Genomic DNA, 12,635 nt, shown 5'->3' with positions numbered 1-12,635 from the left:
GGCCTTTTTTGCCCAGGGTCTTGCCCAGACGCGTGGCCAGCTCCAGCCCGCCGGCGCCGCCGCCGACAACAATAATATGATGAAGTTGTGACTCGTTCATGGTCCGGTTCCGTGGCTGACAACTGAGAGTGTAACATCCGGCGGGGACGACGGGGGTGCCGGCGGACAGTGTCGCTACGATTCGTTCGGGGGAAGAGTAAAACAAAAAAGCCCCCGTTAGGGGGCTTTTATGAGAGAATTGGTGCCGAGGAGAGGACTTGAACCTCCACGGGGTTGCCCCCACTAGCACCTGAAGCTAGCGCGTCTACCAATTCCGCCACCTCGGCTCAGAAGCCGCGCACTTTACAGAGAGTCACCGGGCTTGTCAATCACAAGCGCTGCCTCGAAAAATGACGCATAATTCGCCGGTGACGAAACACATCGCGTTACCGAATACAAAATAATGAGAGAAAGAAGATTCCATGACCCAACGTTCTGACAATCAAGACCCTTACGCCGAGCGCGAAGCCAAGAAATACGACAACCCCATCCCCAGCCGTGAATACATCATGGATCTGCTCGAGCAGTCCGGCCATCCCATGTCCCGGGAGGCCATTGCCGAAGCACTGGATTTGCACAGTGATGACGAACTGGAAGGACTGCGCCGTCGCCTGCGGGCCATGGAGCGCGATGGCCAGCTCTTATTCAACCGCAAGCGCGAATACGGCCTGATCAGCAAAATGGACCTGGTGAGAGGCCGGGTGCAGGGCCATCCTGACGGTTTCGGGTTCCTGATTCCCGACGATGGCTCGGACGACCTGTTCCTCTCCGGGCGCGAGATGCGGGTCGCTTTCCATGGCGATCGGGTGCTCGCCCGGGTGGCCGGCATCGATCGGCGTGGCCGCCGTGAAGGCGCCATCGTCGAGGTGCTGGAGCGGGCCCACAAGACCATCGTTGGCCGGCTGTTCATCGAAGGCGGCGTCGCCTTCGTGGTACCCGATAACAAACGCATCAGCCAGGACATCCTGGTGCCGAAGGAAAACCTCGGCCCGGCCGAACACAACCAGATTGTCAGCGTCGAGATCGCCCAGCCGCCGACCGCGTTTCGCCAGGCCGTCGGCCAGGTTATCGAGGTGCTCGGCGATCACATGGCCCCGGGCATGGAGATCGACGTGGCGATCCGCTCCCACGGCCTGCCACAGGTCTGGTCGCCGCAAACCGAGGCGCAGATTGCCGAACTGAGCAACCAGGTCAAAGAAGAAGACAAGCAGGAGTCGGACCGCGAGGATATCCGGCATCTGCCGCTGGTGACCATCGACGGTGAGGATGCCCGTGACTTCGACGACGCGGTCTATTGCGAACCTAACCGCAAGGGCTGGCGTCTGCTGGTGGCGATTGCCGACGTCTCCCATTATGTCGAGCCCGATTCGCCACTGGATCAGGATGCGGTGGAACGGGGCAACTCCGTCTATTTCCCCGAGCGGGTGATTCCCATGTTGCCGGAGATTCTCTCCAATGGCCTCTGTTCACTGAATCCGGAAGTCGATCGCCTGTGCATGGTGTGTGACATGCAGCTGGATAAAAACGGCGTGCTCAAGGGGTATACCTTCTACCCGGGGGTCATGTATTCCCATGCGCGGCTCACCTATAACAAGGTGGCGGGCATGTTGATCGACGAGGATGCACAGCTCTGCCGTGAATATGCCGGGGTGCTGCCGCATCTGCATAACCTCTACCAGTTATACCAGGCGTTGCGCCAGCAGCGCAGCAAGCGGGGCGCCATCGATTTCGATACCACCGAAACGCGTATCGTTTTCGGCGAGGATCGCAAAATCGAATCGATCGTGCCCACGGTGCGCAACGACGCGCACAAGCTGATCGAAGAGTGCATGATCATCGCCAATGTGGCCACAGCCCGCTTCTTGCTGGAACACAAGGTGCCGGCGCTGTATCGCGTGCATGAAGGTCCCAAGCCGGAAAAACTCGAGGCCCTGCGTGAGTTTCTCGGCGAGTTCGGGCTCAAGCTCGGCGGCGGCGACAGCCCCGACGGCAAGCATTTCGCCAAACTGCTGGAGCAGATATCCGAACGTCCCGATGCCCATCTGATTCAGACCGTGATGTTGCGCACCCTGCAGCAGGCGGTCTACAGCCCCGACAACGTGGGTCACTTCGGCCTGGCCTTCGATGCCTATGCGCACTTCACCTCGCCGATTCGCCGCTATCCGGATCTACTGGTACATCGTGCCATTCGCCATGTTATCAAACACAAAAAAGGCGGTTTATTACAACGCAAGAAGTTGCCGCCGTTTCGTTACGATCACGCCGCCATCGAAAACCTGGGTGAGCATTGCTCGCAGACCGAACGGCGCGCCGACGAAGCGACCCGCGACGCGGTCGACTGGCTCAAGTGCGAATTCATGCTCGACAAGGTGGGCGAGGAATACAACGGTACCATCAGCAGCGTGACCAGCTTCGGTCTGTTCATTGAACTCGATGAAGTCTTCGTCGAGGGGCTGGTGCACGTCACCTCGCTGGAGAACGACTATTACCATTTCGATCCCGCCCATCACCGGCTGATCGGCGAACGCCAGCGGCAGATGTTCCGCCTCGGCGATCGCGTGCGGGTCAAACTGGCGCGGGTCGATCTGGAAGAGCGCAAAATGGACTTCATGCTGCTGGAAAGCCTGACCGGCGAGACCTTCCATGGCGAACTGCCCGAGCGTGGCGGCAAGGGCGGCGGTCGCGGCAAGAAAACCGGCAAAAAAACCGCTGGTAAGAAGCGCAGCAGCAAAAAAGCTGGCAGCGACTCCGACGAGGGTGGCGGGCGCAAGAAGACCGGCAAGAAAAGCGGGAAAAAATCGACCCGCCGGCGCGGCAAAAAGAAAACCGACTGATCCCGGGCGCACCACGCCATGGCAGAGAAACACATCATCTTCGGCCTGCACGCGGTCGAGGCGGCGGTCAAACGTGACAGCGAGCATATCGAGCGGGTCTATCTGGAACAGGGGCGGCGCGACGAGCGGGCCCGGCAACTGGAAGGGCAGGTTCGCGCCGCCGGCGTGGCCCTGGAGCGGGTCAAGCGTCAGGTCCTGGATGAGCTGACCGACGGCCAGCGCCATCAGGGTGTGGCGGCCGAGGCGACGCTGCCGGGCCCCGGCGACGAGCGTCAGCTGGCCCGGATTCTCGATGATCTGAACGATCCCCCGTTTTTACTGGTGCTCGACGGCGTCCAGGATCCGCACAACCTGGGCGCCTGCCTGCGTACCGCCGATGCCGCCGGGGTGCAGGCGGTCATCGCCCCCAAAGATCGCGCCTGCGGCCTGACCAGCACCGTGCGCAAGGTAGCCAGCGGCGCCGCCGAGATCGTGCCCTTCATCCAGGTCACCAACCTGGCCCGCAGCCTGCGCGAGCTGCGCGAACGGGGTATCTGGCTGGTCGGCACCGACCTGAGCGCCGAGATCGACCTCTACCAGGCTGACCTGGCCGGCCCGCTGGCGCTGGTCATGGGCGCCGAGGAAAAAGGCCTGCGCCGCCTGACCCGCGAGCACTGCGATCAACTGGTCAAATTGCCCATGGTTGGGACCGTCCAGAGCCTGAATGTCTCCGTCAGTACGGGGATCTGTCTCTATGAAGCCCTGCGGCAACGCAGGGGCTAGGTTCTAGCAGCTAGCTGCTAGGACTCGCCCTGGGATCTAGCCCCTATCATCAAAGGGTAGGCCGGACAAAGCGCAGCGGTGTCCGGCAATCTGCCCGATACCGCTGCACTATATCGGGCCTACCTATATATCTGGATTGCAAAGCCCTGATCGCTCGAGTAAAATGCGCAGCCTTTAGTCAACCCGGCCAAAAAACCGGGATTCCTTGCTCCACCGCGACAGGCGGGGGGCTGCTAACCGAAAGGAAGAGATGTCGATGCGACACTATGAGATCGTGTTTCTGGTCCACCCTGACCAGAGTGAACAGGTTCCCGCCATGCTGGAACGTTATCGCAACCTGGTCGAAGGCAACGGGGGCAAGGTCCACCGGGTCGAGGACTGGGGCCGCCGCCAGCTGGCTTACTCCATCCAGAAAGTCCACAAGGCGCATTATGTTCTGCTGAACATCGAATGCGACCAGGCCACCCGTGATGAACTGGAAAGTGGCTTCCGCTTTAACGACGCTGTCATTCGCAACCTGATCATCCGCCGTGATGAAGCCGTCACCGAGCCGTCCCCGATGGCGAAGAAAGACGAGCGCGAAGAAGACAGCGAGCAAAGCGCTGCTTGAGCCCGACGTTAACCAGTTAAATTAAAGGAATCACATCATGGCCCGTTTTTTCCGTCGCAAGAAATTCTGTCGTTTTACCGCCGAAGGCATCAAGGAGATCGATTACAAGGATCTCGGTTTGCTGAAGGCCAATGTCACCGAAAGCGGCAAGATTGTGCCCAGTCGCATTACCGGCACCAAGGCCCGGTTCCAGCGTCAGCTGGCCACTGCCGTCAAGCGTGCCCGTTATCTGGCGCTGCTGCCGTACAGCGACTCGCACAAGAACTAAAAAACCGCCTGTTCGTGCGTCGCGAACAGAGGAACTGAAATGATGAAGTCGCTGGCAAGTTATGCCATGCGCGGTCCGCTGCAGGCCATCCTGGCGGTAACCGGGCTGGCCATCGCCTCGCTGCTGTTTTTCCCGCTGAGCTGGCCGTTGAGTTATCTCAGCGCCGGCCTGGTGGCGCTGGTGGGGCTAACCCAGGCCAGCCGCGAGAGTCTGTTGATCGTGCTGGGGGCCACCGCCGCCCTGGCCGTACTGGCCATGCTGATCGGTAGCCCGCACTTTGCCGTCGGCTATGCGCTGGTGGTCTGGTCGCCGGCCTGGCTGGCGGCCCAGTGGCTGCGCCAGCACGAGTCGCTCTCCCAGACCTTGCTGTTGTGCGGGCTGGTGGGACTGGCCGGCATCACCATTATGTTCCCGCTGCTGGGGGATCCGGCCCAGTGGTGGGGCGAGTATTTCAACCAGCAGGTGATCCCGGCGCTCAAACAGGCCGGCATCGAGATTCAGGACGAGGTCGCCCTGCGGGCGATGCTGGAGCAATCAGCCCGGCTGATGACCGGCGCCATGCTCACCTCGCTGGTACTGAGTGCGATCATCGGCCTGCTGGCCGGGCGCTACTGGCAGGCGCTGCTGTTCGGCAGCGCCAGTCCCGGTGAGTTTCACCAGCTGCGTCTGGGCACCCTGGCCGCCGGGGTGTCGCTGGCCATTGTGGCGCTGGCCCAGTTCGTGGGCGGTCTGGCCGGACAGTGGCTGGTCAATGCGGCCACCGTGGTACTGGGCGTGTTTTTGTTTCAGGGGCTGGCCGTGGGCCATGCTCTGGCCACCCGCAGCCAGAATGCGCAGGTCTGGCTGGTGGTGTTGTATATCGTGCTGTTTTTTACACTGCCCTATGGCGCGCTTGCGATCGCCATGCTGGGCATACTGGATAACTGGATTGAACTCCGTCGCCGTTTTCCCGGTGCGGTGGGTTAATCAACAAGTCACATCAAGCGACAGGCATTGAGGTCAATAAAATGGAAGTCATTCTGCTGGAAAATGTAGCCAATCTTGGCACCCTGGGCGACAAGGTCAACGTGCGCCCCGGTTATGGCCGCAACTTTCTGCTGCCGCAGAAAAAAGCGGTTCCGGCCACCAAAGAGAACGTCGAAATGTTCGAAGCGCGCCGCGCCGAGCTGGAAAAAGCGGCTGCTGAAGCCCTGAATGCGGCCAAGGCCCGCGCCGAAAAAATCGCCGAGTTGGGTCAGGTGATCGTCCGTGCCCAGGCCGGTGAAGAAGGCAAGCTGTTCGGCTCCGTGGCCGTGGCCGACATCGCCGACGCGGTGACCGCCGCCGGCATCGAGCTGGAAAAGCGCGAAGTGACCCTGCCCGAAGGGCCGATTCGCCTGACCGGCGAATACGAGGTCGAACTGCAGCTGCATCCTGAAGTCACGCAGTCCATCAAGGTCATCGTCGAAGCCGAGTGATCGCCGGCGGGCGGGGTCTTCCCGCCCGCAGCCGACTCTGGCACGCCTTTCGCAGGCCGCTGTCGTGCGGGTTGTCTCCCACTTATTTTCCCGTATCAATCCGTGCGCCGGATCTCCGATCCCGGTCGGGGTTGTGCTATGCTCAGGGCTTCCCGCCACGGGAGCGAGGGTTCGTTTCGATGACATTCTCCGGGAGCACCGCCCGTCCGCGGCCCCGGCCATGCTGGGATAATAAGACTAACCACCATGCCTGATGCAATTTACTCGGTAACCGCCACGGATCAGGCCACCGACGCACTCAAAGTGCCGCCGCACTCCATCGAGGCGGAGCAGGCGGTGCTCGGCGGGCTGATGATCGACAACAGCAGCTGGGACCAGGTCGCCGATCAGGTCACCGAAGAAGATTTTTACCGTCGCGATCACCGCCTGATCTTCCGCGCCATCGCCGCGCTGGCCCAGGAAAGCGATCCCTGTGACGTCGTCACCCTCTCCGAATGGCTGGAGCGCCATAACCAGCTGGATGCCGCCGGCGGCATGAGTTACCTGGGCGGGCTGGCCAAGAACACCCCCACCGCCGCCAACATCAAGGCCTATTCGGGCATCGTGCGTGAGCGCTCGGTACTGCGCCAGTTGACCCGCGTGGCCTCCGAGATCGGCAACCTCGCCTACAACCCTGAAGGGCGCAACAGCGCCGAAGTGCTGGATCAGGCCGAGAAGGCGGTGTTCGACATTGCCGAGCAGGGCGCGCGCAACCGTTCCGGCTATGTCGGCATCAAGGATCTGCTGGTCAAGGCGGTGGATCGCATCGACGCGCTTTATCAAAGCAGTGACGCCTATACCGGCGTGCCCACCGGCTATACCGATTTCGACGACATGACCTCCGGCCTGCAAAACTCGGATCTGGTTATCATCGCCGGGCGCCCCTCCATGGGCAAAACCTCCTTCGCCATGAACCTGGTGGAAAATGCCGCTATCAAGCACCAGGTGCCGGTGGCCGTGTTCAGTATGGAAATGCCCGGCGAGCAACTGGTGATGCGTATGATGTCCTCGCTGGGGCGCATCGATCAGCACAAGATCCGTACCGGCAAGCTGGACGATTCGGACTGGCCGCGCCTGACCTCGGCGGTGGGCATTCTTAACGAGGCGCCGATCTATATCGACGACACGCCGGGGCTGACCCCCAACGAGATCCGCTCCCGCGCCCGGCGCATCAAGCGCGAGCATGGCCTGGGTCTGGTCGTGATCGACTATCTGCAGCTGATGCAGGTCGGCGGTAATACCGAAAACCGTGCCACCGAGATCTCGGAGATCTCGCGCGGCCTCAAGGGACTGGCCAAGGAACTCAACGTGCCGGTCATTACCCTCTCGCAGCTCAACCGCTCGCTGGAACAGCGGCCCAACAAGCGCCCGGTTATGTCCGATCTGCGCGAGTCGGGCGCCATCGAGCAGGACGCCGACGTGATCGTCTTTATCTATCGCGATGAGGTCTACAATGAAGACAGCACCGACAAAGGCACCGCCGAGATCATCATCTCCAAACAGCGTAACGGCCCGATCGGCACCGCGCGACTGACCTTCCTCGGTCAGTACACCAAGTTCGAAAACTATATCTCCGGCGACAACTATCTCGAAGGGCCCGGTGCATGACCCGTGCAACACGGGCCACCATTAACCTCCGCGCCCTGCAACACAACCTGACCATTGCCCGCCAGCATGCCCCCGGCAGCCGGCTGATGGCGATCATCAAGGCCAACGGATACGGCCACGGCATGGTCGAGGTCGCCCAGGCCCTGGATGACGCCGATGCCTTCGGCGTGGCGTCCATCGACGAGGCGATCAGCCTGCGCGAGGCGGGCATCCCGCAAGCGGTAGTGTTACTCGAAGGCTTCGTCCGGGCCGACGAGTTGCGCCTGATCGACGGCTACCAGCTGCAGCCGGTGATCCATCATCCCGATCAGATCGCCATCCTGGAACAAACTCCGGGCCCGGCGCTGGATCTCTGGCTCAAGGTCGACACCGGCATGCATCGCCTGGGGATTGCCCCGCAGGAGACACCGGCGATGCTGACCCGCCTGCTCAACTGCCCGCGGGTCGCCAGTGTGCGGCTGATGACCCACCTGGCCAACGCCGACGATCGCGAGGACGACTATACCCTGGAGCAGATCCGCCGTTTCGAGACCCTGGACGATCTCAGTGTCACGGCGCGCAGCATCGCCAACTCGGCCGGCCTGCTCGGCTGGTCGCAAAGCAAAAGCGACTGGGCCCGCCCCGGCATCATGCTCTATGGTGCCTCACCCTTTATCAATAGTGTTGGCGAACAACAGGATCTGCAGCCGGTGATGACCCTGCGCTCACAACTGATCGCGGTCAACCGGCATGGGACCGGCGAACCCATCGGTTACGGCGGCAGCTGGCGCTGTCCCGAAGCCATGCCGGTGGGCGTGGTGGCCATCGGCTACGGCGACGGCTATCCGCGCCACGTGCCCAGCGGCACGCCGGTGCTGTTGGGCGGCAAGCGGGTGCCCATCGTCGGACGCGTGTCGATGGACATGCTTTGCCTGGATCTACGCGAATGTCCCGATGCCACCATCGGCGATGAAGTGATCCTGTGGGGCGAGGGGCTGCCGGTGGAGGAGATCGCCACTGCCGCCGGAACCATCGCCTATGAGCTATTATGTAAAGTGACATCGCGTGTCGATTTCGAGTACGTTCATCACTGAACCGTCAGCGGTTCGAACCCGGAGGCATTGCCATGAACGTTGCCGCCTACGCCCTGTATGACTCGCGCGACAAGGGGCGCTATATGCCGTTGTATGGCCTGCTGTCCGGCATGTTGCTGTGGCTGCTGGATGCGATGGTCGATGTCTATGTCTTGCAGGTGCCCCAGACCCTGGTCGAGAACCTGATCTTTCCCCCGTTGTTCGACATTGCGCTGCGCAGCGGCATCATCGTGTTGATGGTGACCCTGGGCGTGGCGGCACGGCGCAAACTCAAACGCCAGGAATCCCTGCAACAGGAACTGCTGGAATACAAAAACCGGCTGGAAGAGTTGATCGAACTGCGTGCCGAGGAAGTGCGCAATCCCTCCGACTCGGTCAACTCCGAGATTACCGTATTAAAGGATCGCACCCGCGATCTGGAAGAGATCGCCAGCATCGACGGACTGACCCGTTTTTACAACCGTCGCAAGTTCGGCGATCTGATCGAGTACGAACTGGCGCGCAAGCAACGCTATCATCACAGCCTGTCCCTGATCCTGGTGGATATCGATCGTTTCTCCGAGATCGCTGCCGTCCACGGTCAGGCCACCAGCGAACACGTCATCCGCAGCGTGGCTAACCGGATCCGTTCACGCATCCGCGCGACCGACATCCCCGCCCGCTGGTCCGAAGACGAGTTCGCCATTCTCATTCCCGAAACCCGCCAGGGCGATGCCCGGCGCCTGGCGCAGAAACTGGTCAAGTCCATCGATGGCACCCTGATCGACAACTTCGGTCTGGTGAGCATCAGCTGCGGCGTCACCGAAGCGCAGGTGCACGATAATGTGGAACTGTTCACCGACCGGTGTGTGGAAGCTGTGCGGCTGGCGCGCGAGGGTGGGGGGAACCAGGTGGAAGTGTTGTAACTTTCATTTTTTTATTCCCTCCCCTGCAAGGGGAGGGGTAGGGAGGGGTGATCAAGCATCCAGTTTCTACCTAAATGTTCGCCCTCCGGGCGAGCTTGATCTTGAAAGCGGGCTTTCGCACCACCGGACTTTATACCCTCCCCTTCAAGGGGAGGGCTAGGGAGGGGTGATCAAAATCTACTTCCTAAATGACCGCCCTCCGGGCGAGCTTGATCTTGAAAGCGCTGACCCGCCAGCGCGCCTCGGGTTCATTTCGTTGTAACGCGACAACGAAACGAACCAAAGGAAACGCGCCCGAAAGACGCCGCCGGTTCAGCCATTTCCAATGGCTGAACCGGTTCCCTGCGCTTCTCGCTCCAGTCGGGCTCGCCCGACGGCACATCCCTGTGCCGACTGGCGAGTGCGCGCCTTCCTGCGCGCACCCTTCGGGCTAATCCTCCTTCCACTGCGATGCTCGGCGTCGTCTAACGGGATGGGGAAACAGACTAGATAGGGCAGGGAAAACCCTGGGTCAGGGAAATTCAGGTTTTCCAGGAGCAGTATAGGCCGTTAGAATGATCTACACTTTGTCAGGATATAGAGCCATGCCTTGCTAGAACAGGATAGATATCTAAGTTATCAGGCTCCCACCCTTACATTCTTACATTGGGGAGAATAATAATGAGTAAAAAATTACCTGATATTCTGAAAATAGGTGACGAAGCTCGTCTAATTCCTGTCACTGCAGATTCCAATGGGGAGCAGCGTGCGGCATCAATTGCCCTGGCGGCAATGCGAGGGGTTTTTGAATTTCGCAAGGTGATGCTGGGCTCGGTAGGTGTGAGAGTTGGTAATCGTGCAGAGCTCGATGCCTGGACAGAAGTCGTATTCAAAGACAATGCGTCAATCAAAAATATAAAAGATAAGAAAGACAGACCTGACGGTTTGCTGGTTCTCAATACCGGTAAAAAGCAATGGAAAGCACTTATTGAAGCGAAAATTGGAAATGCCGAGGTAAATGAGGAGCAACTTTCCGCTTACCTACAACTGGCAAAACAAAATAACATCGATGCTGTAATCACAATTACAAATCAGTTTGTCGCGATGCCTGAGCATCACCCCGTCAAAATCCCGAAAACGTTCACCCGAAGTGTCGATTTGTATCATTGGTCCTGGATGTACTTGGTGACTCAGGCGACGCTGCTTCTGGATAGTGATGAGATCGAATCAGAAGATCAAAAGTTTGTTCTCCATGAGGTGGTGCGCTATCTGGGGCATGAAAAAAGCGGTGTAAATCATTTCACAAGTATGAACCGCGAGTGGAAAGATGTGATCGGGAAAATTAAAAGTAACGCGGCCCTGAATAAGTCGTCGGAGGGGGTCGAAAATACTGTCTCAAGCTGGCATCAGGAGCAGCGTGATTTATGTCTTGAGATGAGCAGAAAAATCGGTCGACCGGTGAAATTGCGATTGTCCCGTTCTCACCGAACCGATCCCCAGAAAAGATTGCGTGATGATGCCGAGAATCTGGTCAAACATAAGACCCTGAGCTGTGATCTTGAGATACCCGATGCGGCCGCCGATCTTAATGTTACCGCCGATCTGGCGACAAGGACGATAATATGTGCCATGCGATTAGGGGCACCGCAGGACAAAAAACGTGCAAGCGCAAGAACAAACTGGTTGATCCGGCAGCTTAAAAATATACATGACAAAGACATTTATATAAAAGCATTGCGGCCCGGTCGGGCGGAAGACACCCAGGCTCTGCTATCAGAAGTTTTGGAAAATCCTGACGTTCTGGACTCAAGTAATACCGATGTGGTACCGGCAGCATTTGAGGTCTTTTACATGGCGGATTTGGCGGGGAAATTCGCAAAGAACAAGGTATTCATAGACGAGCTTGAGAAAATCGTCCCGTATTTTTATGAGCTGGCAGGCCAACGACTGCAGGCGTGGGTTGCCCCACCACCAAAAATCAGAAAAACGGACCCGGCCCTAGAAAGTGAGGTAGTTAAATCTAATGAAAGTAATATGGAAGAAATTTCCGTTTCAGAGCCTGTGGCCGAAGAGAGTCGTCCGGTAGATGAAAATTATAATGAAGAATGAATGTTTACATTTAGGTTCCGGTAAGGAAAAAGGCAAGACTTGACCCCAGAGTTCCGTAAAACTATGAACCTCGAATTCACGCTTAAAACTTCGTTATGGCTGGCAGTATTGACCACCCTAATAGTTGTGTCAGCATATTTTTACAACTTTCACGGCTCCCTGTCTGATTCGCCGCAGGATTGGGCAAGTTTTGGAGGGTATATAGGCGGTGTTCTAGGTCCCTTTTTTGCGTTCTTAGCGTTTGCAGGGCTCCTGGAAACGCTCAGGCAGTCACGGTTGCAACGAGAACTTGAGGGGCTATTACACACAATCTATAAGTTTGAGAACGAACTCAACTATTGTAAGAGTTTGGCTGTAACGTGTGACAGCCCATGGGTTTGGGGTAATGATATTGGTGCTGCATCGGACATTAAAGAATTGCCTCTTCGAACACTATTGGAGAGCGACAGCATAGATTGGGAGCAACATTTAGAAATGTTGCGGGATGGTTTAGCTTTTCGAAAGCAAGCTGATGGGGTGTTGTTTCAAGACCGCGATATCTGGCTCAAAGCCAAATTGGCAGCAGAAGGGCTTTTTGACCATTTAGAACTATATCGGTCAAAAGGGGGAGAGCAAACGGTCTACGAGTATTACTACAGAGCATACGAAATTCCCAAAAGCCGACTTGCACAGTCAGATTGGCCGAGAGATTAACAAGCGGCTGCACAGCGACCTATAAACTTCGTGACGGGTCGGACCTTATCAAGTTATTGATAGATAATATCTATTTGTCAAAATCCGGCTAAAATCGCTGCTTAAACGGCGTATTTTGATAGGGAAAAGACGGTTCTAAGCTGCATCCTGAAAAAAGAGGGAAAGAAATGGACGAACAACAAGAAACTAAATGGATTTGTGGATTCTGGCGCCGGATCGGTGCGCTGGTTGTGGATATTTTTATTCTGGGTGTGGTGGG

Annotated in this window: 11 protein-coding genes and 1 tRNA gene; 11 read left to right on the top strand and 1 reads right to left on the bottom strand. The window is 58.2% G+C overall.

The genetic code is table 11. The annotated features are described in order from the left end of the window. Positions 1-239: 239 nt before the first annotated feature. A tRNA-Leu gene (locus RI563_RS10255) sits at positions 240-326 on the bottom strand. A 135-nt stretch (positions 327-461) separates the two neighbouring features. On the opposite strand from RI563_RS10255, the gene rnr reads away from it, so the two are divergent. The 11 genes from rnr (at position 462) to RI563_RS10200 (ending at position 12,376) form a co-directional block, all read left to right on the top strand. Further along, a complete protein-coding gene (rnr, locus tag RI563_RS10250; RefSeq protein WP_310694286.1) occupies positions 462-2,873 on the top strand; it encodes a ribonuclease R in 2,412 nt (803 codons plus the stop codon). Positions 2,874-2,891: 18 nt separating this feature from the next. After that, positions 2,892-3,635, top strand: a complete 744-nt coding sequence (gene rlmB / locus RI563_RS10245; protein ID WP_310694285.1) for a 23S rRNA (guanosine(2251)-2'-O)-methyltransferase RlmB — start codon at positions 2,892-2,894, stop codon at positions 3,633-3,635. Between the two features lie 256 nt (positions 3,636-3,891). Then, positions 3,892-4,245, top strand: a complete 354-nt coding sequence (gene rpsF / locus RI563_RS10240; protein ID WP_310694284.1) for a 30S ribosomal protein S6 — start codon at positions 3,892-3,894, stop codon at positions 4,243-4,245. 37 nt (positions 4,246-4,282) lie between these two features. Then, positions 4,283-4,513 (top strand): 30S ribosomal protein S18, encoded by a 231-nt coding sequence (gene rpsR / locus RI563_RS10235; RefSeq protein WP_310694283.1) that lies wholly within the window; start codon positions 4,283-4,285, stop codon positions 4,511-4,513. A 39-nt stretch (positions 4,514-4,552) separates the two neighbouring features. After that, positions 4,553-5,479, top strand: a complete 927-nt coding sequence (locus tag RI563_RS10230) for a DUF2232 domain-containing protein (RefSeq protein ID WP_310694282.1) — start codon at positions 4,553-4,555, stop codon at positions 5,477-5,479. A gap of 41 nt (positions 5,480-5,520) precedes the next feature. Beyond that, complete coding sequence (gene rplI / locus RI563_RS10225; protein WP_310694281.1) at positions 5,521-5,970, top strand: 50S ribosomal protein L9; 450 nt, start codon at positions 5,521-5,523, stop codon at positions 5,968-5,970. Between the two features lie 246 nt (positions 5,971-6,216). After that, positions 6,217-7,617: a replicative DNA helicase gene (gene dnaB, locus RI563_RS10220; RefSeq protein ID WP_310694280.1), complete on the top strand. Its 1,401-nt coding sequence runs from the start codon at positions 6,217-6,219 to the stop codon at positions 7,615-7,617. Then, positions 7,614-8,690 (top strand): alanine racemase, encoded by a 1,077-nt coding sequence (gene alr / locus RI563_RS10215; RefSeq protein ID WP_310694279.1) that lies wholly within the window; start codon positions 7,614-7,616, stop codon positions 8,688-8,690. The genes dnaB and alr overlap by 4 nt, the downstream gene beginning before the upstream one ends. A gap of 32 nt (positions 8,691-8,722) precedes the next feature. Continuing rightward, the gene (locus tag RI563_RS10210) at positions 8,723-9,595 is read left to right on the top strand and encodes a GGDEF domain-containing protein (RefSeq protein ID WP_310694278.1); all 873 of its coding nucleotides are present in this window, start codon (positions 8,723-8,725) and stop codon (positions 9,593-9,595) included. Positions 9,596-10,255: 660 nt separating this feature from the next. Beyond that, entirely contained in the window at positions 10,256-11,683 is a 1,428-nt protein-coding gene (locus RI563_RS10205; RefSeq protein ID WP_310694277.1) for a hypothetical protein, read from the top strand. A 39-nt stretch (positions 11,684-11,722) separates the two neighbouring features. Next, positions 11,723-12,376, top strand: coding sequence for a hypothetical protein (locus RI563_RS10200; RefSeq protein WP_310694276.1), 654 nt, complete (start codon positions 11,723-11,725; stop codon positions 12,374-12,376). Positions 12,377-12,635: the final 259 nt, after the last annotated feature.

Source organism: Thiohalophilus sp. (assembly GCF_031581315.1).
Lineage (GTDB): Bacteria > Pseudomonadota > Gammaproteobacteria > UBA6429 > Thiohalophilaceae > Thiohalophilus.
Note: the sequence above shows the minus strand (reverse complement) of the source record. Positions and strands in the feature narration are given on the sequence as shown.

Excerpts from the sequence above, each read along its gene's own strand:
- rlmB (WP_310694285.1), top strand. The coding sequence starts at position 2,892 with ATGGCAGAGAAACACATCATCTTCGGCCTGCACGCGGTCGAGGCGGCG.
- dnaB (WP_310694280.1), top strand. The coding sequence starts at position 6,217 with ATGCCTGATGCAATTTACTCGGTAACCGCCACGGATCAGGCCACCGAC.
- alr (WP_310694279.1), top strand. The coding sequence starts at position 7,614 with ATGACCCGTGCAACACGGGCCACCATTAACCTCCGCGCCCTGCAACAC.
- RI563_RS10205 (WP_310694277.1), top strand. The coding sequence starts at position 10,256 with ATGAGTAAAAAATTACCTGATATTCTGAAAATAGGTGACGAAGCTCGT.
- rpsF (WP_310694284.1), top strand. The coding sequence starts at position 3,892 with ATGCGACACTATGAGATCGTGTTTCTGGTCCACCCTGACCAGAGTGAA.
- RI563_RS10210 (WP_310694278.1), top strand. The coding sequence starts at position 8,723 with ATGAACGTTGCCGCCTACGCCCTGTATGACTCGCGCGACAAGGGGCGC.
- rpsR (WP_310694283.1), top strand. The coding sequence starts at position 4,283 with ATGGCCCGTTTTTTCCGTCGCAAGAAATTCTGTCGTTTTACCGCCGAA.
- RI563_RS10230 (WP_310694282.1), top strand. The coding sequence starts at position 4,553 with ATGATGAAGTCGCTGGCAAGTTATGCCATGCGCGGTCCGCTGCAGGCC.
- rnr (WP_310694286.1), top strand. The coding sequence starts at position 462 with ATGACCCAACGTTCTGACAATCAAGACCCTTACGCCGAGCGCGAAGCC.
- rplI (WP_310694281.1), top strand. The coding sequence starts at position 5,521 with ATGGAAGTCATTCTGCTGGAAAATGTAGCCAATCTTGGCACCCTGGGC.